Origin of the sequence: Streptomyces sp. NPDC005706 (genome assembly GCF_040631045.1) — a bacterium.
GTDB lineage: Bacteria > Actinomycetota > Actinomycetes > Streptomycetales > Streptomycetaceae > Streptomyces.
In genome coordinates, this window is the sequence record NZ_JBEXYS010000001.1 from 388,734 (window position 1) to 410,389 (window position 21,656).

15 protein-coding genes and 1 pseudogene are annotated in these 21,656 nt (G+C 72.8%); 9 read left to right on the plus strand and 7 right to left on the minus strand.

Annotated features, from left to right (window positions below):
* The first annotated feature begins 95 nt into the window (after window positions 1-95).
* Window positions 96-1,385, plus strand: coding sequence for an MFS transporter (locus ABZ478_RS01710; RefSeq protein ID WP_359544521.1), 1,290 nt, complete (start codon window positions 96-98; stop codon window positions 1,383-1,385).
* 86 nt (window positions 1,386-1,471) lie between these two features.
* Window positions 1,472-2,485, plus strand: a complete 1,014-nt coding sequence (locus ABZ478_RS01715; RefSeq protein WP_359544522.1) for an EamA family transporter — start codon at window positions 1,472-1,474, stop codon at window positions 2,483-2,485.
* Here ABZ478_RS01715 and ABZ478_RS01720 read toward each other — a convergent pair.
* From ABZ478_RS01720 to ABZ478_RS01730, 3 genes and pseudogenes are all read right to left on the minus strand, one after another.
* Window positions 2,392-2,802 (minus strand): annotated as a pseudogene (locus tag ABZ478_RS01720) (DUF1203 domain-containing protein); the annotation flags it as partial. The gene ABZ478_RS01715 and the pseudogene ABZ478_RS01720 sit on opposite strands and share 94 nt — an antisense overlap.
* A 133-nt stretch (window positions 2,803-2,935) precedes the next feature.
* Window positions 2,936-5,506: an aminopeptidase N gene (gene pepN, locus ABZ478_RS01725; RefSeq protein WP_359544523.1), complete on the minus strand. Its 2,571-nt coding sequence runs from the start codon at window positions 5,504-5,506 to the stop codon at window positions 2,936-2,938.
* Window positions 5,507-5,631: 125 nt separating this feature from the next.
* A complete protein-coding gene (locus ABZ478_RS01730) occupies window positions 5,632-6,651 on the minus strand; it encodes an aspartate-semialdehyde dehydrogenase (protein ID WP_359544524.1) in 1,020 nt (339 codons plus the stop codon).
* A gap of 345 nt (window positions 6,652-6,996) precedes the next feature.
* Here ABZ478_RS01730 and ABZ478_RS01735 point away from each other — a divergent pair, with 345 nt between their 5' ends.
* Together ABZ478_RS01735 and ABZ478_RS01740 are read left to right on the plus strand one after the other, a co-directional pair.
* Complete coding sequence (locus ABZ478_RS01735; protein ID WP_358931628.1) at window positions 6,997-7,539, plus strand: sigma-70 family RNA polymerase sigma factor; 543 nt, start codon at window positions 6,997-6,999, stop codon at window positions 7,537-7,539.
* A 1-nt stretch (window position 7,540) separates the two neighbouring features.
* Window positions 7,541-8,401 (plus strand): hypothetical protein, encoded by an 861-nt coding sequence (locus ABZ478_RS01740; RefSeq protein WP_359544525.1) that lies wholly within the window; start codon window positions 7,541-7,543, stop codon window positions 8,399-8,401.
* Window positions 8,402-8,610: 209 nt separating this feature from the next.
* On the opposite strand, the gene ABZ478_RS01745 is transcribed toward ABZ478_RS01740, so the two are convergent.
* Both ABZ478_RS01745 and ABZ478_RS01750 read right to left on the minus strand, forming a co-directional pair.
* Window positions 8,611-11,919, minus strand: coding sequence for a S8 family serine peptidase (locus ABZ478_RS01745; RefSeq protein ID WP_359544991.1), 3,309 nt, complete (start codon window positions 11,917-11,919; stop codon window positions 8,611-8,613).
* Window positions 11,920-12,076: 157 nt separating this feature from the next.
* Window positions 12,077-12,619: a CGNR zinc finger domain-containing protein gene (locus ABZ478_RS01750; protein ID WP_359544526.1), complete on the minus strand. Its 543-nt coding sequence runs from the start codon at window positions 12,617-12,619 to the stop codon at window positions 12,077-12,079.
* 109 nt (window positions 12,620-12,728) lie between these two features.
* Between ABZ478_RS01750 and ABZ478_RS01755 the strand changes: the two genes are divergently transcribed.
* From ABZ478_RS01755 to ABZ478_RS01775, 5 genes are all read left to right on the plus strand, one after another.
* Window positions 12,729-13,178 (plus strand): VOC family protein, encoded by a 450-nt coding sequence (locus ABZ478_RS01755; protein WP_359544527.1) that lies wholly within the window; start codon window positions 12,729-12,731, stop codon window positions 13,176-13,178.
* 11 nt (window positions 13,179-13,189) lie between these two features.
* Window positions 13,190-14,077 carry a pyridoxamine 5'-phosphate oxidase family protein gene (locus tag ABZ478_RS01760; protein WP_359544528.1) on the plus strand — a complete coding sequence of 296 codons (888 nt, stop codon included), beginning with the start codon at window positions 13,190-13,192 and terminating at the stop codon, window positions 14,075-14,077.
* Window positions 14,078-14,086: 9 nt separating this feature from the next.
* Window positions 14,087-14,575, plus strand: a complete 489-nt coding sequence (locus tag ABZ478_RS01765) for an NUDIX hydrolase (protein ID WP_359544529.1) — start codon at window positions 14,087-14,089, stop codon at window positions 14,573-14,575.
* Between the two features lie 200 nt (window positions 14,576-14,775).
* Window positions 14,776-16,524: a TIGR03767 family metallophosphoesterase gene (locus ABZ478_RS01770; RefSeq protein ID WP_359544530.1), complete on the plus strand. Its 1,749-nt coding sequence runs from the start codon at window positions 14,776-14,778 to the stop codon at window positions 16,522-16,524.
* A 93-nt stretch (window positions 16,525-16,617) separates the two neighbouring features.
* The gene (locus ABZ478_RS01775; RefSeq protein ID WP_359544531.1) at window positions 16,618-17,757 is read left to right on the plus strand and encodes a serine hydrolase domain-containing protein; all 1,140 of its coding nucleotides are present in this window, start codon (window positions 16,618-16,620) and stop codon (window positions 17,755-17,757) included.
* Window positions 17,758-17,791: 34 nt separating this feature from the next.
* On the opposite strand, the gene ABZ478_RS01780 is transcribed toward ABZ478_RS01775, so the two are convergent.
* Window positions 17,792-18,829 carry a hypothetical protein gene (locus tag ABZ478_RS01780; RefSeq protein WP_359544532.1) on the minus strand — a complete coding sequence of 346 codons (1,038 nt, stop codon included), beginning with the start codon at window positions 18,827-18,829 and terminating at the stop codon, window positions 17,792-17,794.
* A gap of 207 nt (window positions 18,830-19,036) precedes the next feature.
* Complete coding sequence (gene pepN / locus ABZ478_RS01785; protein ID WP_359544533.1) at window positions 19,037-21,619, minus strand: aminopeptidase N; 2,583 nt, start codon at window positions 21,617-21,619, stop codon at window positions 19,037-19,039.
* Between the last annotated feature and the right edge of the window lie 37 nt (window positions 21,620-21,656).

The following is a 21,656-nucleotide window of genomic DNA, read 5'->3' on the forward strand; positions in this document are numbered from 1 at the left end:
GCCGTCCTGACGGTCGCCCGCAAGAAAGTGGCTTGACGGCAAGTTGCTTGAAGCTAAGCTACTTGCTCCTAAGTCATTTCGGAGGGGGCGGCATCATGCGGACGGGAAGCGGACGAAGCGAGCGCATAGCGGGGGAGTGGGCGCTGCCCGTAGCCGCCGCGGTCAACGGCGTCGGCACCGGCATGTACGTCCCGTTCACCCTTGTGTTCTTCCACCACGTCACCGGGCTGTCCTTCACGGTCGTGGGCGCCGTGCTCACCGTCACCGGCCTCGTCGGGCTGGCCGCGCTGCCCGTCGCCGGGGTGGCCGTGGACCGGTACGGGGCCCGGCCCGTGCAGTACGTGCTCTACGGGGTACGGGCCGCGGGGTTCGCCCTCTTTCCCTTCGCCGGCTCCCTGACCGCCTTCGCCGGCCTCGCGCTCATCACGGCGGCGGCCGACCGGGCCTTCCCGGCGGCACAGCAGTCCCTGATCGGCGAGGTGGCAAGCGGCGCCCACCGGGACCGGCTGCAGGCCTCCTCGCGTGCGCTGCAGAACGCCGGCAACGGCGCCGGAGCCCTCCTGGCCTCCCTGCTCCTGGCCTTCGCGGGCGGCACCGGCTACGCCTGCGCGGCCTGGGGCAACGCCCTCTCCTTCGCGCTCGCCGCGCTGCTGCTGCGCCCGCTGCGCCCGGCGCGTCCGGAACCGGGAGCGAGGGTCCGCGGCACCGGCCCCGGCTACCGGCTCGTCCTCGCCGACCGTCCCTTCCTCGTCGTCACCGGCGCCAACTTCCTCAACGCGCTCAGCTACTCGGCGCTCGCCGTGCTGTTCCCGCTGTTCCTGGTGGAGACGCTGCACGGGTCCGCCGCCCTGAGCGGCGCCGCCTTCACGATCAACACGGCACTGTGCGCGGTCGCCGGGGTCTTCGTCGGCGGCCTGGTCCGCCGGGCCGGTGCCCGCCGCACCCGGGCGGCGGCCCTGGGCTGCGCGCTGTTCGCGGCCTCTTTCGCCGCTCTGTGCGTGCTCGCGAGCGTACGGCCGGCCTCCGGACCGCTGCTCGCCGCGCTCCTGACCGCCGTGGCCGTCGTCTACACGCTCGGCGAACTGATCCACAGCCCCGCCGCCCAGGTGCTCGCCGTCTCGACGGCACCGGAGGCGGTGCGCGGCCGGTACATGGCGGCTTACCAGATGTCCTGGTCGCTGGCGAAGGCCCTGGCGCCCTCGCTGTTCACCACCCTGCTCGCGGTGGACGGCCGGGTGCCGTGGGTCTTCCTGATCCTCACCTCGGCGATGGCGGCCGCCCTGCTGATCCGGGCCGAGCGCCGGCTCCCGGCGGACGCGGTGTGGCCGGCCACCGCGATCATCGCCCGCGGCGGCTCCCCGTCCCCGGCGCCCTCCACGGTGTGACTCCCGCTCCTCGACGAGGACCCTCCGCAGCCACCCGTCAAGCCGCCCGAAGCCGCTGCCAAGACCCCGCGAAAGGGCCCGGTCTCATGAAGCGCCCCACGACCGTCCTGCTCACCGCCCTCGCCCCGGTCTCCTGGGGCACCACCTACGCCGTCACCACCGAGTTCCTGCCGCCGGACCGCCCCCTGTTCACGGCCCTGGTCCGCGCCCTGCCCGCCGGACTGCTGCTGCTCGCCCTCACCCGGGTGCTGCCGCGCGGCATCTGGTGGGCGAAGGCCGCCGTGCTGGGCGCGCTGAACATCGGTGCCTTCTTCCCGCTGCTGTTCGTGTCGGCGTACCGGCTGCCCGGCGGGATGGCCGCCGTGGTCGGCTCGGCCGGGCCGTTGTTCGTGGTCGGCCTCTCGGTACCGCTGCTGCGGGAGCGGCCGGCCGTGCGCACGCTGGTCACCGGGGCCGTGGCCGCGCTCGGCGTCAGCCTCGTCGTACTCAAGGGGGCCGGCGCCCTCGACGTGGCCGGGGTGCTCGCGGCCGTCGCCGCCACCGCCTCGATGGCCGCGGGGACCGTGCTGACCCGGCGCTGGGGCCGGCCGGACGGCGTCGGTCCGCTCGCCCTCACCGGCTGGCAGCTTACCGCCGGCGGCCTGCTCATCGCCCCGGTCGCCCTGCTGGCCGAGGGGGCCCCGCCCGCGCTCGACGGCCGCGCGATCGGCGGCTACCTCTACCTCGCGCTGGCGAACACGGCCGTCGCCTACTGGCTCTGGTTCCGCGGCATCGGCCGGCTCGGCGCCACCCGGGCCGGCTTCCTCGGCCCGCTCTCCCCGCTGACCGCCGCCGTGACCGGCTGGGCGGCCCTGGGACAGGCGCTCACTCCCGTGCAGGTGCTCGGCATGGCCCTGGCGTTCGCGGCGACGGCGGCCGGGCAGCTCGGGAGCGGAGCGGCCTACGGGCGCCGTACCTCGTACAGGAAGCACCCGTACTCCACCGCCCGCACGTGCACCAGCGCCACCTCCGGATCGGCGAAGGCCTCCGTGAACGCCGGTTCGAAGCCGTCCGGGTCCTCGACCAGCCGGCCGCCGAGGATGCGGCCGTCCGCGGAGTAACGGCGCAGCGTGCGGTGGGCGCCCGTGAAGGGGAGCGCGTCGCCGTCCGGTCCGGCGCACTCCCCGGCGTGGATGAAGACGGGGCCCTGCTCGTCGTAGGCCCCCGGGTCGGCGCCCGTCGCGGCCGCCCAGCGGCGCAGGGGCGCGTACGACACCAGGGCGACGCGCTCGCCGGGTGCGCTGCGGCGCAGGCAGCAGCGCAGCGGCGCGCCGCCCTCGGTGTCCTCGAAGGCGGCCGTCGGGCGGGCCGCGTCGTCCGAGACGCGCAGCTCCGCGAGGACCGGGGGCGGCAGGGGCCGTGCGGTGTAGGTCGTCATACGGCCAGCGTGGCCCGCCGACGGTGCCGCGCACCGGCGGAATCCGGACGTCGAACCCGGCGCACCGGCCGCACCGGCCGCACGGAAAAGGGCGCCCGGTACGAGACCGGGCGCCCTCGTGGCCGTACCGGCGTTACGCGGTGGCCGCGTCCGCCGCCTGGGCCCTCAGCGCGCGCTCGACGCCCGAGCGGGACTCCGAGACCAGCCGGCGCAGGGCCGCACCGGGCTCGGCCGAGGCCAGCCAGCCGTCGGTCCGGGCCAGCGTCTCCTCGGAGATCTGCACCGCCGGGTACAGGCCGACCGCGATCTGCTGGGCCATCTCGTGCGAACGGGCGTCCCAGACGTCCTTGAGGACCTCGAAGTACCGCTCCGCGTACGGCGCCAGCAGCTCCCGCTGGTCGGTCTGCACGAAGCCGCCGATGACGGCCTCCTGCACGGCGTTCGGCAGCTTGTCGGAGTCGACGACCGACGCCCACGCCTCCGCCTTGGCCTCCGGCGTCGGCCGGGCCGCCCGGGCGGTGGCCGCGTGCCGCTCACCGGCCGCGGTCCGGTCCCGCTCGTACTCCGCCGCGATCTCCGCCTCGTCGAAGCGGCCGACCGCCGCGAGCCGCTCCACGAACGCCCAGCGCAGCTCCGTGTCGACGACCAGACCCTCGATGGTCTGCGAGCCGTCCAGCAGCGCGTCCAGCAGGTCGAGCTGCTCCGGCGTGCGGGCCGTCGCCGCGAACGCCCGGGCCCAGGCGAGCTGGTGGTCACTGCCCGGGCCGGCCGAGCGCAGGTGGGCCAGCGTGGCGTCGGTCCAGCGGGTCAGCAGGGCCTCACGGGCGGCCGGGTCGGCGTACAGGTCGATCGCCAGCTTCACCTGGCGCTGCAGCGACTGCACCACACCGATGTCGGACTCCTTGCCGATGCCGGACAGCACCAGCGACAGGTAGTCCCGGGTGGCCAGCTCGGCGTCGCGGGTCATGTCCCAGGCCGAGGCCCAGCACAGGGCGCGCGGCAGGGAGGCCTCGAAGTCGCCGAGGTGCTCGGTGACGGTCCGCAGCGACTCCTCGTCCAGCCGGACCTTCGCGTACGACAGGTCGTCGTCGTTGAGCAGCACGACGGCCGGCCGGCGCCGGCCCGAGAGCTGCGGCACGGCCGTCAGCTCGCCGTCGACGTCCAGCTCGATCCGGTCGGTGCGCACCAGCTTGCCGGCGCCGTCCAGGTCGTACAGGCCGATCGCGATGCGGTGCGGGCGCAGCACCGGCTCGCCCTGGGCGCCGGCGGGCAGCGCCGGGGCCTCCTGGCGGACCGCGAAGGAGGTGATGACGCCCTCGGCGTCCGTCTCGACCTCCGGGCGCAGCACGTTGATGCCGGCCGTCTCCAGCCACTGCTTCGACCAGGTCTTCAGATCGCGGCCGGAGGTCTCCTCCAGGGCGCCCAGCAGGTCCGACAGGCGCGTGTTGCCGTACGCGTGCCGCTTGAAGTAGGCCTGCACGCCCTTGAAGAACTCGTCCTCGCCGACGTACGCGACGAGCTGCTTGAGCACGCTCGCGCCCTTGGCGTACGTGATGCCGTCGAAGTTGACGAGCACGTCGTCCAGGTCACGGATGTCGGCCATGATCGGGTGCGTGGAGGGCAGCTGGTCCTGCCGGTACGCCCAGGTCTTCATGGAGTTCGCGAACGTCGTCCACGCCTGCGGCCAGCGGGAGCCGGGCGCGGCGGCCTGGCAGGCGATGGAGGTGTAGGTGGCGAACGACTCGTTCAGCCACAGGTCGTTCCACCACTCCATGGTGACCAGGTCGCCGAACCACATGTGGGCCAGCTCGTGCAGGATCGTCTCGGCGCGCACCTCGTACGCCGCGTCGGTCACCTTGGACCGGAAGACGTACTGGTCGCGGATGGTGACCGCGCCCGCGTTCTCCATCGCGCCCGCGTTGAACTCGGGCACGAAGAGCTGGTCGTACTTCTTGAACGGGTACGCCAGCCCGAACTTCTCCTGGAACCAGTCGAAGCCCTGCCGGGTCACCTCGAAGATGGCGTCCGAGTCCAGGAACTCGGCCAGCGAGGGACGGCAGTAGATGCCGAGCGGCACGCTCTGCCCGTCCCGCTCGTACACGCTGTGCACCGAGTGGTACGGGCCGACGATCAGCGCCGTGACGTACGACGAGATGCGCGGCGTCGGCTCGAAGACCCAGACGTTCTCCTGGGGCTCCGGCGTCGGCGAGTTGGAGATGACCGTCCAGCCGTCCGGCGCCTTCACGGTGAACTGGAAGGTCGCCTTCAGGTCGGGCTGCTCGAACGACGCGAAGACCCGGCGGGCGTCCGGCACCTCGAACTGGGTGTACAGGTACGCCTGCTCGTCCACCGGGTCCACGAAGCGGTGCAGGCCCTCGCCGGTGTTGGTGTAGGCGCAGTCGGCGACGACGCGCAGGATGTTGCGCCCGTCCAGCAGACCGGGCAGCGCGATGCGCGAGTCGGCGAACACCTCGGCGGGGTCGAGCGAGTCCCCGTTCAGCGTCACCTCGTGGACGGCCGGGGCCACCAGGTCGATGAAGGACGTGGCGTCCCTGGTCGCCACGTCGAAGCGCACCGTGGTCACGGACCGGTAGGTGCCGCCCTCCTGCGCGCCGGAGAGGTCGAGATCGATCTCGTACGAGTCAACGGTCAGCAGCTTCGCCCGCTGCCGCGCCTCTTCGCGAGTCAGGTTTGTGCCAGGCACGCGGTCATCTCCTCGTTATGTGTGGGTTGCGCCATCCTTCCATGGCGGCCACGGGGAAAGCGATGAGCCCGGGCATGCGAAAGGGGCGGTCACGCGCACGTGACCGCCCCTTTCGCACCGGGTGCCTACTTCTCGGACAGCTCGGCCGCCACCAGTTCCGCGATCTGGACCGCGTTCAGCGCGGCGCCCTTGCGGAGGTTGTCGTTGGAGACGAACAGCGCCAGGCCGTTGTCCACCGTCTCGTCGCGGCGGATGCGGCCGACGTACGACGGGTCCTGGCCGGCCGCCTGCAGCGGGGTCGGGATGTCGGACAGGGCGACGCCCGGGGCGCCCGCGAGCAGCTCGGTCGCCCGCTCCGGGCTGAGCGGCCGGGCGAAACGGGCGTTGACCTGGAGGGAGTGGCCGGAGAAGACCGGGACGCGCACGCAGGTGCCGGAGACCTTCAGCTCCGGGATCTCCAGGATCTTGCGGGACTCGTTGCGCAGCTTCTGCTCCTCGTCGGTCTCGCCCAGACCGTCGTCGACGATGGAGCCGGCCAGCGGGAGCACGTTGAAGGCGATGGGGCGCTTGTAGACCTGCGGCTCGGGGAAGTCGACCGCCGCACCGTCGTGGGTCAGCTTGTCGGCCTCGGCGGCCACCTTCTGCACCTGGCCGTGCAGCTCGGCCACGCCCGCCAGGCCGGAGCCGGACACCGCCTGGTAGGTGGCGACGACCAGCGCCTCGAGGCCGGCCTCCTCGTGCAGCGGCTTCAGGGCCGGCATCGCGGCCATCGTGGTGCAGTTCGGGTTGGCGACGATGCCCTTGGGCCGGTCGGCGATGGCGTGCGGGTTCACCTCGGCGACCACCAGGGGCACCTCGGGGTCGCGGCGCCAGGCCGAGGAGTTGTCGATCACCACGGCGCCCTGGGAGGCGACCTTCTCGGCCAGCGCCCTGGAGGTCGCGCCGCCCGCGGAGAAGAGCACGATGTCCAGGCCGGAGTAGTCGGCGGCCGCCGCGTCCTCCACCGTCACGCCGTCCAGCACGGTCCCGGCCGAGCGGGCCGAGGCGAACAGGCGCAGCTCGGTGACCGGGAAGTTCCGCTCCACGAGGATCCTGCGCATGACCGTGCCGACCTGACCGGTGGCTCCGACGATTCCGACCCTCACGGCTACTCCCTCTGTGTGTCTGTTGCTGCTTGCCTTCGCATGACCGGGGCTTTTCCATCATGCGGCCAGTCCCGGTCCACCTGTCCAATTCTTTGCGGCGTCTGCCCGGAAAGTGGGACACGATCACCCGGTGTCCGGTTCCGGACCTCCGTCGTACACCGCGCTGAGCTGCAGATGTTTCCCCGGCGGCGGCCTCGCGCCGGAAGCTGTGCTGTGCCGCCCCTGCCCATCGGGGTCCCGCCCACACGGCGGTGTGACGTACGCCTCCCACCTCCCCGGGACCCGGCCGAACGTTTCCGCCCCCTCGTGCGTCGTAGGGGCAAACGCGTGAGGGGGTGGCTTGTGCTGCGCGGAGGGGCGCGCCGCGGCCAGAGGGCGTACGCCGGTGCGGACCGTACCGGCGGGGACCCACTGGACGCGGCCCAGGAACGCCGGGTGCGGGCGGTGCTCGCGCTCGGCGGGGTGCCGCAGGCGGACCTGCCGGACGGGGTGCAGCAGGTCCGCCTGCGGCTGCTGGAGCGGGCCGCGAGCGGGCGCGAGGCGCCGCGGGACGTGTCGGCCTGGGCGGCGGTCGTCGCCTCCAACCTCGCCATGGACTGGCACCGGGCCAAACGGCGCCAGGAGCGGCTGGGGGAGCGGCTGGCGGCCCTGCGCGAGCCCGCGCACCCGTCGGGCGAGGAGACCAGCGTGCTCTCGCTCGCCGTCGCCCGGGGCCTGGACGAACTGCCCGACGCCCAGCGCCAGGTCCTGATCCTGCGTTTCTTCGCCGACCTGCCGGTGCGCGGCATCGCCGAGGAGCTGGGCGTTCCCGAGGGCACGGTCAAGAGCCGGCTGCACACGGCGGTCCGCGCCCTGCGCCGGCGACTGCACGAGGACGAGGTGGTGTGAGATGCCCGCCGGACACGAGGGCACCGGGGAGCACGGCGGCATGGACGCCCTGATGGCCGCCATCACGGGCACCCCCCTCCCGCCGGACGCCCAGGACGACCCCGCCTTCCTCGCGGAACACCGGTCGGCCGAGGCGGACGTCACGGTACTCAGGGAACAACTGGACTGGCTCGCGGAGGCCCTGACGGGGGAGCCTCTGCCGGAGCGGTCGGCACGGGGGCCGGCGGCCGCCGAGGAGCGTGGCCGGGCCGCGTCCGGGGCGGCCGCCGCGGGCGCCGGCCGGGCTGAGCCCTTCGCCAGGGGCGCCGGCCGTCCTCGGAGTGTCGGACGGCCGGGCGGTGCCGGGCGGCCCGCGCGGGCGGGCGGGGTCCGGCGGGGTGTGCGGGTGGTGCTCGGGTCGGTCGCCGGGGTGATGGCCTTCGGGCTGGTGGCGGGGCTCGGCTGGGTGGTGGTGCGGTCGGGCGGCGGTGCCTCGATGAGCTCGGACAAGAGCGCCGACGCCAAGAGCGGGGCGGATGCCCCGGCCCAGGCCGCGGGCGGGTCGGCGCTCTCCTGCTACCGGCTGCTCGCCGAGGGCACCGTGGCCCGGGTGGACCGGCGGACGCGGGCCCCCAAAATCCGCGTCGTGCTCACCGTGACCCGTTCCTACCGCCCCGCCCACGGCCCGTCGGAGGTCGCCTTCCTCCTCGGCGACGCCGCGAGCCCCGCCCCGCGCCGGGGGCAGCACGTGCTGGCCGGGGTGGGCCGGGGCCGGCCGGAGGCGACCCTGTGGGCCGTCGGCGACACCCGTGTGGCCGCCGAACGCGCCCGGCTCACCGGTACCGCGTCCGAGTCCGCGCCCACCCCCTGCGACGAGCCGTGAGCGGGGCACCGTGAGGCCGTGGCGCCGGGCCGCTGCCGCGGGAGCGCCGCCGTTGCTCGCCGCGGCGGAGGTCGCCGTCCTCGTCGTGCCTGAGCGAGGTCACGCGGACGTCCGTCCCGCTTGCGGCGGCCGGGACGGACCGCGCCGGGGGACGGCGAAGGGGCGGGTGCCCGTGTCCGGACACCCGCCCCTCGTCTGGGATCACCCCGTTACGGCGTGACCTTCTCGATCTTCACGCTGCCGGTGCCCGCGGCGGTGCCGCGGCCGTTCACCAGCTGGACCCGGCCGAAGAACTCGCGGCCCGCGGGGGCCTCGGCGGCGGCCGTGACCTGCCCGCTCACGGTGGCCGAGTCGCCCGTGCCGAGCTTGACCGCGGCCGAGCCGTCGACCGTGACGTTGCCGAGCGTGCCGGAGAAGAACACGTCCCGGTAGTCGTAGTCGGTCGAGCCGGACGGGACCGAGTAGCCGACGACCTTGACGGTGTACGTGCCGGCGGCCGGGGACGGGATGGAGACCGCCTCCTCCGAGTCGCCGTCCGCGGACTGCGCGACCTGCGTGCCGTTCGCGTCGTACACGGTCAGGTCCAGGTCGGAGGCCGCGTCGGAGACGTTGCCGATCGCCACGTCCAGGGACTTGGCGCCGGCCGGGACATCGACCGTGGTGGTCTGCGTCTCGCCCTCCTTGATGGCCGGGCGGTCCGACTTGGAGGAGCCCAGCGGGCCGCCGACCAGCTTGCCGTCCAGCGCCGCGTACTTGTTGGTCACCTTCCAGGAGACGGTGGCCGGCGTGCCGACCTTCGCCTCGGGCACGGTCACGGTCTCCGGGTCGAAGGCCGCGCCGAGCACGGTGACGTCCAGCTTGTACGGGTTGTCGAGCAGCGGGGACGTACGGCGGGCCTCGACCTCGACCTCCCAGACGCCGGGCTGCGGGTCGGCGTAGGAGCGGACGTCCGGCTTGCAGCCGTTGCCGTCGAGGTAGTTGTTGTAGCAGTACGGGGTGCTGGTGTTGTCCACCGGAGTGCCGTACGGGTGGATCGAGATGAACCGGGTCTGGCTCTTGTCCTTCAGTCCGCCGATCGCGACCTCCAGCGACCTGGCGCCCTCGGGCACGGTCACGAAGTACGACCGGGTGCTGTTGCGCTGCACCGAACCGGACGCGGACCAGGTGTAGTTCACCGGGGCGGCGACCACGACGGTGGTGAGGATCTGCTTGTCGACCCCCTCCGTGCGCGGGTCGTCGACGTCCAGGATCGCGCTCTTGAGACCCGCGGAGCCCGGAGCCGCCTGGACCTTGACCGTCACCGGCTGGTTCAGCGGCAGGCGCACCTCGTCGTCACCGAGGATCCGGAAGGTCCGGCCGGCGTTGTTCTCGAAGCTCAGCTCGTGCCGCAGGGCACGGTCCGGGCCGGAGGTACGGGTGATGGTGACGTCGTACGTCTTGCGCTGGCCGGCCTTCAGGCCGCCCTCGCGGTCGTACAGACCGGTACCGAAGCCCGGGGTCTTCAGCGCGTAGTCGATCGCGGTGTCGACCGGGGCCTTCACGGTGTAGTCGTGGGCGGTGGCGCCGTCGCGGATCGCGTCCCAGGCGTCCACGATGTCGATGAGGCCGGCGCCCTCCTCGTAGGCCTGGACGCCGCTGATGTGGTCGGCGGTCGAGGTCAGCGCCGTGCGCAGCTTCGCGGGCGTCAGGTCGATGCCCTTCTGCTTGGCGGCGCTCAGCAGCAGCGCGCTCGCGCCCGCCGCCTGCGGGGAGGCCATCGAGGTGCCCTGGAGCATCGAGTAGCCGGCCGGCAGCGGGTAGCCCGCCTCGGCGACCGGGGAGCCCGGCAGCCAGGTCTGGGTGGTGTTGATCGCGGCGCCGGGGGCGCTCAGGGTCGGGGTGAAGCCGCCGTCCTCACGCGGGCCGCGCGAGGAGAAGGGCATCATCGCGTACCGGGTCTCCACGGCCGAGCCGTAGTTGGCGGCCCAGGTCTCCTTGGAGATGGTCGCGCCGACGGAGATCACCTTGTCCGCGAGACCGGGATCGCCGATGGTGTTGGCGCCGGGGCCGGAGTTGCCCGCGGAGATCACCAGCTGGACGCCGTAGGTGTCGATGAGCCGCGTGTACAGCTCGGCGCGCGCGTTGTTGCCGTCGTTCAGCGCCGGCAGACCGCCGATGGACATGTTGACGATGTCGACGCCGCGGTCGGCGACCAGGTCGATCATGCCTTCGGTGAGCGCGACGTTGGTGCAGCCGCCGCTCCAGGTGCAGGCCCGGGAGGAGACGATCTTCGCGCCCGGGGCCGCGCCGTTCATCTTCCCGCCGAACAGCCCGTTGGCGGAGGTGATGCCGGCGACGTGCGTGCCGTGCTCGGACTCGATGACGCCGATGTTGACGAAGTCGGCCTTCTTGCCGACCCAGTCGCCGCCGTACGGGTCGGTCGGCACGTCCTTGCGGATCTGGACGACGAACGGCTGCCGCTCGACCACGTCGGTCTTCGGGTCGTCGGTGCCGAAGTACCCGATCTGGTAGCCGTCCTTGTACGGCTTCATTGGGTTGTCGTCGGTGAAGTCGAAGTTGTTGTTCAGGTCGACGCGCACGGTGCCGGCGGCCGGGTCGTAGAGGACGCCCCAGACGTCGGTGGTGTCGCCGTCCCGGTTGGCGTCGCCCTTGGCGTCGCCGCCGGCCGTCGACGACTCGCGGAACAGGTTGACCTGGTAGCTGCCCTCGGGCGCCTTCCAGGTCGCGCCGCCGTAGGCGAACGACGGGCCGCTGACCGGGTTGGTCATCCGGCGCCAGGTGCCGTCGCCGTCGACGATCGGGTCGGTGGCGGTCACCCAGTCGGTGATCTTCCGCTCGCCCGTGGTGGTCTTCTGCAGCGCCGGGTGGCTGAGGTCCACGCCGGAGTCGAGGATGCCGATGGTGACACCCCGGCCGTCCGCCTTCGGGTGGTCCTGGACGAAGTCGACGGCACCGGTCTCGAAGGACGGGTTGTACGGGTTCTCGGCCGGGGTGCTCTTGCCCGGCCCGGAGTAGGTGGCCGCCGAGTCCTTGCCCTTGGCCCTCTGGGCAGTGTCCGCGCTGGGCGTCGGGTCGTCCAGCGCGATCTCCTGGCGCAGGTCGATCGCGTGCACCGAGGACAGCTTCGCGGCGGCCGCGATCGCCGAGTCCGCCTTCGCGGTGGGCACGGTGGCGCGGACGTAGCCGAGCTTGTCGTAGGTGCGGCCCACCGAGCCGCCCTTGACCGCGTCCAGCTCCGAGGCGACCTGCTCGGTCTGCCCGGGAGCGGTGGCGATCATCATCGTGACGTTCTTGTCGCCGTCCGCCTTGGCCTCGGCGAGCCGGTCGGCGTCGTCCGAACCGAGCTTGTCGTGGGCGGACTTGACGGCGGGATCGGCCGTGGCGGGTGGCGCGTCCGCGCCGAGGGCCAGCGGCAGGGGCCCGGCCGCGGAGAGGGCGGCCACCACGCCGACGGCCACGGCTATGCGGGCCAGGCGTCTCGGGCCGGATATCGGGTCGCGCTCGGGGGTGTGGGTCATCGGCATCCCTTGCAGGTGAGGAAACCAGTGCCGGACGAGCGCACAGCTTTACCCAAGGCAAAGGAATTTGGGGACCGTTGACCTGAACGTAATCAATGTATGGGGAAAACCCGCGATGGGATTTGGCGGGATGAATCCCGTCGTGTCCCGGATTGGCTCAACTCTCCTTGGTGCGGGCGTAATGCCGGGACGCCTTGGCGCGGTTTCCGCACGACGCCATCGAGCACCAGCGGCGGGTGCCGTTCCTTGAGGTGTCGAAGAAGTGCAGGACACACGCCTCGTGGGCGCAGCGGCGGATCCGGTCCGGGGCCCGGTCGAGCAGGTCCAGGTAGTCGCGGGCGGCCAGCCAGGCCGGAGCCCAGGAGGCGTCGGTGAACTCCGGTTCCTCGAACGCCCCCTCGCCGGTCAGCCGCGCCCTGATGCGCCCGTGCGCCAGCACGGCGTCCACGAGCGGCGCGCCCTCCTCCAGTGACCGGTCCACCGCGGCGCCGAGGGCGTCCCGCGCCTGCCGCAGATGACGCAGCACGTCCGCGTCGGCCGGGTGCTCGCCGGCCAGCCCGTTGTCCGCGAGCCACACCGCGAGGCCCTCGGTGCCGTCGAGCAGGTCCTGGGGCGCGCCCTCCTTGATCCACCGGGTGTTGAGCAGGTCGAGGGCAAGGGGCTCACCGGTGAGCGGGCGCGGTTCACGGGCGGTGGACATGAGGGGCTCCTTCTCTGCTAACCGCTCAAGCGTACGTGACCGGTTGACGCTTCGCTGTCTAACCTTCTAACATGGTTTACGAAGGTTAGACAGTCCGAAGGGGAGAGCCATGACCTTGCGCACCGGCCACACCGGCCTGAACGTCACCGACCTCGACCGTTCCCTCGCCTTCTACCGGGACGTCCTGGGCTTCGCGCCGCTCGCCGAGGGCAAGGAGGACGGCCGCAGGTACGCGTTCCTCGGCGAGGCCGGGGGAGACGGGCCCGTCCTCACCCTCTGGCAGCAGGCCCGCGACTCCTACGACGGCGGCCGGGCCGGACTGCACCACCTCGCCTTCACGGCCGGCTCGGTGGACCGGGTCCGGGAGTACGAGGCGGCGCTCAGGGCCGCCGGGGTGGAGTTCGCCCACGAGGGCGTGGTGGCCCACCAGGAGGGCTCGGCCTCGGGCGGGATCTTCTTCCACGACCCGGACGGCACCCGCCTGGAGATCTCCGTCCCGCACGGCGCCGAGGGTGCGCCCGCTCCGCACGCATCCGCTCCGACCTGCGGTTTCTTCTAGGACCCCGCGCCATGAGCGTCTATCACGCCGGTTCACGCGCCGTGCAGGACCTGGTCGGCGTGCGGGACCGCGCCGACCACGTCGGCCGCTCCCTCGGGCCGGACGTCAAACCGGTCGCGGCGGCCTTCCTGGAGTTGCAGCCGCTGCTCGTCGTGGGCGCCGCCGACCCCGCCACGGGCCGGGTGTGGGCCTCGCCGGTCGCCGGCACCCCGGGCTTCGTCCGGGCCGCCGGGCCCCGGCGGATGTCCGTCACGGGCGGGCCGCACCCGGCCGACCCGCTCGCGGCGGCCCTGGCCACGCCGGGCACCTCCGTGGGCACCATCGCCCTCGATCCGCGGACCCGCCGCCGGATGCGCCTCAACGGCCGGCTCCGGCCCGCACCCCGCGGCTTCGCCGTCGAGGCGGAGCAGGTGTTCGCCAACTGCCCCAAGTACATCCAGCGCCGGGAGACCTTCGAGCGGGTGCCGGACCGCGTGCCGGGCGCGCCACGCCCGCTGACCCGGCTCGGCGCGGAGCAGGCCGCGCTCGTCGCGGCGGCCGACACCTTCTTCCTGGCCACCGTGCACACCGACGGCGCCGACGTCAGCCACCGCGGCGGCGACCCCGGCTTCGTCCGGGTCGTCTCACCGCGTGAACTGGCCTGGCCGGACTATCCCGGCAACGCCATGTTCCGCAGCCTCGGCAACCTGTACGCCGACCCGCGTGCCGGACTGCTCTTCCCGGACTGGACGACCGGCACCACCCTCCAGCTCACCGGCTCGGCCCGCACCGGGTTCGGCACCGGCGGCGAGCGGACCGTCCGCTTCACCGTCACCGGCGCCGTCCACACCCCGGCCGCCCTGCCGCTGCGCTGGTCCGCGCCGGAGTATTCACCCGCCAATCCGGACAACCCGCGCTAACGTCCGGTCATGCGAGAGAAGTTGAGGGTGGCGGCCTACGCCGTGTGCGTCCGTGACGGACAGATCCTGCTGGCCCGCTCACCGGCCCCCGGCGGCACCCACGAGTGGGTTCTGCCGGGCGGCGGCATGGAACACGGCGAGGACCCCTACGACACCGTCCGGCGCGAGGTCGCCGAGGAGACCGGCTACCGGGTCGAGGTGACCCGGCTGCTCGGTGTGGACTCCTCCCGCCATGTCTTCCGCGGCGGCCGGCCGCCGCGCCGCACCGACCACCAGGGGGTGCGGATCGTCTACGAGGCCGAGATCACCGGCGGCGAACTCCGCCACGAGATCGGCGGCTCCACCGATTTCGCGGCCTGGCAGGACCTGGACGCGGTGCCCGGACTCAACCGGATCCGCCTCGTCGACGTCGCGCTGCGGCTGTGGCGCGAGCGCCCGGAGACCGGACATCTCGGGCCCGGGGCCCATCCCCTACCCCGGCAGATGAACGAGGAGTGACCGCCTTCCGGCCCCCCGCGTTCCACTCCATGACCGCGCTCCGCACCCCGTGATCCACGTACGGTGATCGGTGTCGCGCGTTGCCGCCCTGTTCACGCACAGGTCATCCCCGGTGCCAACCATCCAGAGCGAGCGGGGCGTTCGCGCCTGCGACGGCCCGCGACCACCGCCGACGCGTTCGCACCCGGGGAGATCGCGCCATGTCGCGCATACGCTCTGTCGCCACCTCCACGCTGGGGGTCCACCGCCGTACCGTGCTCGCCGCCGCCGGAGCCGTCTCGCTCTCCGCGGGCGTCGGCTACGCCCTGCGCCCCACCGACAGCCAGGCCGCCACCACCGCCGAGCAGCCCGTCGCCAACTCCCGCAAGGCGGCGCCGGCCCCGCCCGCCCCCTACACCAAGGGCACCACCCTCGCCTCCGTCGCCGCGCCGCTGAGCGGCTCCGGCTACCGGCGGCTCGGCGACGGCCCCGGCTGGAAGCGGGTCGTGCGGGACGAGCTGGCCGCCCCCAAGTCCGGCCGCACCGGCCGCCGTACCACCCTCGCGGCGTTCGTGCAGTTCACCGACCTGCACCTGATGGATGTGCAGCACCCGCTGCGCCTGGAGTTCCTGCGCGCCCACGACCCGCACGCCTGGCGTCCGCACGAGGCGCTCACCGTGCCCGGCGCCGTCTCGCTCGTCGAGCGGGTCAACGCGCTGCGCGGCGCCCCCGTCACCGGCGCCCCGCTGCACTTCGTGATGACCACCGGCGACAACACCGACAACAACGCCCGCTCCGAACTGGAGTGGTTCATGAAGGTGATGAGCGGCGGGCGCATCACCCCGGACTCCGGGGACCCGCGCCACTACGAGGGCGTGCAGAACAGCGGCCTGAAGCTGTACTGGCAGCCGGGCTCCACCGCACGCGACGGCGACAAGGCGCTCGGCTTCCCCTACCTGAAGGGCTTCCTGGCCGCCGCGACCCGCGAGGTCCGCAGCCCCGGCCTCAACCTGCCCTGGTACTCCACCGTCGGCAACCACGACGCCCTCCCGCTCGGCTGCTACGGCTCCCACGGCGACCCGTACCTCACCGAGGCGGCCATCGGCGGCCGGAAGCTCATGAGCGTCTCCGCCGCCGACGCCAAAAAGCTGCAGGACACCATCAAGAAGGCGACCGATCCCAAGGGCGTCGGCTACCGCGACTTCCTCAAGGCCCACGCCCGCTCCATGCGCCAGGTCACCCCGGACGAGAAGCGGGCCCCGTACACCCGGGCCGACTACCTGAAGGCCCACCTGGACCCCGCCCACCAGGGCGTCGGCCCGGCCGGCCACGGCTACTCCTCGGCGAACCTGGACGCGGACACCCAGTACTACGCCTTCCGCGTCTCCGAGGACGTCATCGGCATCAGCCTCGACACCACCGACCCCGGCGGCCACTACGAGGGGTCCGTCGGCACCGCCCAGCTCAAATGGCTCGACAGGACACTCAAGGACAACAAGGACTCCTACGCCGTCGTCTTCAGCCACCACACCAGCAGGACCATGACCAACACCCGCCCCGACCCGGGCCGCCCGGGGGAGCGCCGGCACAACGGCGCCGAGGTGGTCTCGGTGCTCTCCGCCCACCGCAATGTGCTCGCCTGGGTGAACGGCCACATCCACCGCAACGACATCACCCCGCACCGGGCCTCCGGCGGTGGCTCCTTCTGGGAGATCTCCACCGCCTCGCACGTCGACTTCCCCCAGCTCGCCCGGGTCGTCGAACTCGTCGACAACAAGGACGGCACGCTCTCCGTCTTCACCACCCTGGTCGAATCCGCCGCCCCGCACCGCACCGACCACACCGACCTCTCGCAGACCGGCCTCGCCGCCCTCTACCGTGAGCTGTCCTACAACGCCCCGGGCGCGAACAAGGCGCTGGCGGGCGACGCGGTGGACCGGAACACGGAACTGGTGCTGAAGAAGGGCTGAGAGTCACTCAACCGGGCCACGGGCAGGCACGATCGCGCGTGTTGCCGGGTATCTCCCCCCGACGGCACCGAACACCACACGTTGGGGGACAGCATGCGCGTCCGCACCGCCCTGGTGGGCACCACCGCCCTGCTCCTGTCGGCGGCCCTGGTGGGCCCGGCCGTCGCGGCCGGCCCCGGCGCCGGCGGCCACGTGGCCACCCGCCGGGCGGTCGAGGCGGCGGTCGCGGCCGGTGTGCCCGGCGTGACCGTCACCGCGAAGGACAGCCGGGGCACGTGGTCGGCGACCGCGGGCGTGGGGGACGTCGTCACCGGAGCGCCGCGCTCGGCAGCCGACCGCTACCGCGTCGGCAGCATCACCAAGACCTTCGTCGCCACCGTCCTGCTCCAGCTGGAGGCGGAGGGCCGGCTCACCCTGGACGACACGGTGGACACCTGGCTGCCCGGGCTGCTGAGGGGCCATGGCCACGACGGCCGCCGGATCACCGTCCGGCAGCTGCTGAACCACACCAGCGGCATCTACAACTACACCTCCGACGCCGACTTCGTCAGCGCCTACTTCCTCAAGGACGGCTTCTTCCGGCACCGCTACGACACGCTCACCCCGCGCGACCTGGTGGCGACCGCCATGCGGCACGAGCCGGACTTCGCGCCGGGCACGTCCTGGAAGTACTCCAACACCAACTACGTCGTCGCCGGCATGGTGATCGAGAAGGTGACGGGCCGGTCGTACGCCACCGAGATCGAAAGGCGCGTCATCCGGCCGCTGCGGCTCACCGCCACCTCGCTGCCCGGCATCCGGGTCACCGTCCCCCGGCCCAGCAGCCGCGCCTACTCCAAGCTCGCCCCGACATCGACGGGTCCGACCTACGACGTCACCGAGCTCAACCCCTCCATCGCCTCCGCGGCCGGTGAGATGATCTCCGACTCGGCGGATCTCGACCGCTTCTACTCCGCCCTGCTGAGCGGAAAGCTGCTCCCGTCCCGGCAGCTCAAGGAGATGAAGACCACCGTGCGGGTCGACGGCTCCCCCGACACCGGTTACGGACTGGGCCTGATGGACACCAGGCTGAGCTGCGGCGTCCATGTCTGGGGCCACGACGGCGGCATCCACGGCTCCGCCTCCTCGGCGATGACCACGGCCGACGGCCGGCACTCCCTCGCGCTCAACTTCAACGGCGACTGGGTGGGAGGCACCGGCGCCGTGACCGAGAAGGAGTTCTGCGGAGATTAGTCCTCCGCGCCCGCCGGCCGTCCGGGAGCCCGGACTACCGGGGCAGCACCACGACGTACGCGGCCGGATCGCGGTCGCCGGACGCCATCAGGGCCGTCCGGACCACCGCCGCCTGCTGGTCCATGGACTCCCTGAGCTTGCGGGGGGTGATGTGGACGACCGTGATCCCCAGCCGCTCCAGGTGCTCCCGCTTGCGCGCGTACTCCGACCACATCGCGTCGTCGTCCTGCCGGGGCGCGCGGGTGTCGAGCTCCACCCCGACCGCCTGCTCGGGCCAGTACGCGTCCAGACCGCCGAGGTGGGGTCCGCCGGGCAGGCGCAGGTCCACGTTCCAGACCGGGTCGGGCAGCCCGTGCTCGCCGACCATCCGGTACAGCCGGTTCTCGGCGACCGCCCGGCCCTCGGCCACCAGCGAGTCCACCGCGCCCACCACGTGCGGGCGGTTCAGCAGCTTCGCCCGGGTCAGTTCGCGCACCACCGCCGCCGGTTCGCAGTGGCCGTCGCGCACCGCCTCGGTCAGCAGCCGGCGTACCGCGCCCGCGTCCGTCAGTCCCGCCACCGCGTCCGCCAGCGCGCGCGGCACCGGCGCCACCGGCAGTCCCGTCACCGCCACCGGCGTGGGCAGGTCCGGGGCGCGCAGCACACGGACGTAGCCCGTGGTGCGCAGCCGGCGCAGCCGCGGGACCAGGACGTCGACGCGGTCCAGGGAGAGCAGCGGCGGGGTGGACGAGAAGCCGTGCAGGGTGAGCGCCGCCAGACCCGTGATCATCGTCTCCGGGTAGACCGGGCGGTGCGGGTCGCCGGCCGTGGGCTGCGTGGGGACGCCCGGGGCCGATTCCCGCGCCGCGTACAGCAGCGCGCCGTGCAGCCGCTCCTCGCTGGTCGGCGGGCCGGGGTGGAGCAGGACCACGTTCGGCAGCAGCAGCTGCCAGGTGCCGCCGGGACGGCACTGCTCGTTCAGCTCGGCGGTGGAGACCCCGTGGGACCGGAGCTGAGCGGGCGTCATGAGGCGCCGGCGGACGTCGGGGAGGTGGCGCAGGGTGCGGGGGGAGAGCGGGGTGTCGTGCGTCATGGCGTCGACGTTCCCGTGCTTCGTCCCTCCTGTAACCGCTGTTACAGGCTCGTCGAAGAATGCGGACAACACGGTATTAAAGGACGGGTGTTCGGATGCCGAGTAGGGGCCGGAAACCCCTGGTCCGCTCGGTTACGGACCAGGGGTTACGGCTGCTATTGACTGAATTCCGTAACGGTCACCGAGAGCGGAATCCCTGGCCAAGGCTCACCGGCCGGCCGCCGCCGCGTCGCACTCCTGTGCGCGCAGCGCCCGCGCCAGATCGTCCCGTGCCTCCAGCACCAGCCGGCGCAGCGCCGGGGCAGCGTCCGCGTGCGCCTCGAGCCAGGCGTCGGTCGCCGCCAGCGTCTCCGGCCGGTCCTGGTGGGAGGGGTACAGACCGCGCACGACGTCCATGCCGATCTGGATCGACCGCTCCCGCCACACCCGCTCGATCACCGCGAAGTACTTCTCCGCGTACGGCGCGGTCAGCTCCCGCTGCGAGGGCGGGCCGAAGCCCGCGATGGTCGCCTCCACGAGCGCGTTGGACAGCTTGTCGGACTCCACCACCTGCGCCCAGGCCTGCGCCTTCACCGCCGCCGACGGGCGGGCCGCCAGACAGCGGACCTGGTGCCGCTTGCCGGACGCCGTGTCGTCGCGGGCCAGTTCGGCCGCCAGCGCCGCCTCGTCCGCCGTGCCGTGCGCCGCCAGCGGCTCCAGGAACGCCCACCGCAGCTCCTGGTCCACCGCCAGTCCCTCGACCGTCTCCGTGCCGTCCAGCAGGCCCTTCAGCAGGGCGAGGTCCGCCTCCGCCGACGCCACCGCGGCGAAGAAGCGCGCCCAGGCGAGCTGCTGCTCGCTGCCCGGCCCGGCCGCCCGCAGCTCGCGCAGCGCGCCCTCGGCCACCAGCCGCTCGCCGGTGGCCCGCCACGCCGGCGCCGCGTAGTGCACCAGCGCCGAGTTGGCCCAGGCGTGCAGCATCTGCAGCACCCCGATGTCGGACTCGCGGCCCGCGAACCGGAGCACCAGGCCGATGAAGTCCCGGGCGGGGAGCAGGCCGTCACGGGTCGAGTTCCACAGCGCCGACCAGCACAGGGCGCGGGCCAGCGGGTCGGTGAGCGCGCCCAGGTGCTCACGCAGGGTGGCCAGCGAGGTCTCGTCGAAGCGGACCTTGCAGTACGTCAGGTCGTCGTCGTTGACCAGCACCAGCTCCGGCGCCTGGGCACCGGCCAGCTCCGCCACGACCGTGCGCGGACCCTCGACGTCCGTCTCCACGCGCGCGTACCGCTCCAGCGCGCCCTCGGGCGTCCGCCGGTACAGGCCCACCGCGACCCGGTGCGGACGCAGCTCCGGGTGCGTCTCGGGCGCCTCCTGGACCACGGCCAGCTCGGCGATCCGGCCGCCCTCGGTGTCCAGCAGCACCTGCGGGGTCAGCGAGTTGACGCCGGCCGTCTGCAGCCAGGACCGGGCCCACACCGTCATGTCCCGGCCGCTGGTCTCCGCCAGCACCGACAGCAGGTCGCCGAGGCGGGTGTTGCCGTAGGCGTTGCGCTTGAAGTAGCGGCGGGCGCCCTCGAGGAAGGCGTCCCGGCCGACGTACGCCACCAGCTGCTTGAGCACGGAGGCGCCCTTGGCGTACGTGATGCCGTCGAAGTTGAGCTTGGCGTCCTGCAGGTCGCGGATGTCCGCCGTGATCGGGTGCGTGGAGGGCAGCTGGTCCGCGCGGTAGGCCCAGGCCTTGCGACGGTTGGCGAAGGTGATCCAGGCGTCGGTGAAGCGGGTCGCGCCGACGTTGGCGAACGTGCCCATGAAGTCCGCGAAGGACTCCTTCAGCCACAGGTCGTCCCACCACTCCATGGTGACCAGGTCGCCGAACCACATGTGGGCCATCTCGTGCAGGATCACGTTGGCCCGCGCCTCGTACGACGCCTGCGTCACCTTGCCGCGGAAGATGTACTCCTCGCGGAAGGTCACCAGACCCGGGTTCTCCATCGCCCCGAGGTTGTACTCGGGGACGAACGCCTGGTCGTACTTCCCGAACGGGTACGGGTAGTCGAAGTGGTCGTGGAAGAAGTCCAGGCCCTGCTTGGTGACCAGGAAGACGTCCTCGGCGTCGAAGTGCGGGGCGAGGCCCTTGCGGCACATCGCGCCCAGCGGGATCTCCAGCCTCGTGCCGTCCTCGAAGACCCGCTCGTAGCGGTCCGTCACGTAGTGGTACGGCCCCGCCACCACGCAGGTGATGTACGTCGAGATCGGCTTGGTCTCCGCGAACCGCCAGACGCCGTCCACGAGTTCACCTGCGCCGTTGCTCCACACCGTCCAGCCCTCGGGCGCCCGCACCTCGAAGCGGTACGGCGCCTTCAGGTCCGGCTGCTCGAAGTTGGCGTAGACCCGGCGGGCGTCGGCCGGCTCGTACTGGGTGTAGAGGTAGACCTCGCCGTCCTCGGGGTCGACGAAGCGGTGCATGCCCTCGCCGGTGCGGGAGTAGGCGCACTCGGCGTCGACCGTCAGCTCGTTCTCGGCGGCGAGGTCCTCCAGCAGGATCCGGGAGCCGTCGAAGACCGCGCCGGGGTCCAGGTCCTTCCCGTTGAGCGTGACCGAGGTCACGCCCGGCGCGATCAGGTCGGCGAAGCTCGACGCGCCCGGCTCGTTGCAGCGGAACCTGATCACCGTCACCGAACGGAAGGTGTGCGGTTCGGCGCCCCCGCCCCCGGGGGCGGACCGCAGGTCCAGCGCCACCTCGTAGCCGTCCACCGACAGCAGGGCGGCCCGCTCCCGGGCCTCGTCACGGGTCAGATTCTCACCGGGCACGTCGTGGCACTCCTTCGTGGTCGCACGGTCACCTCAC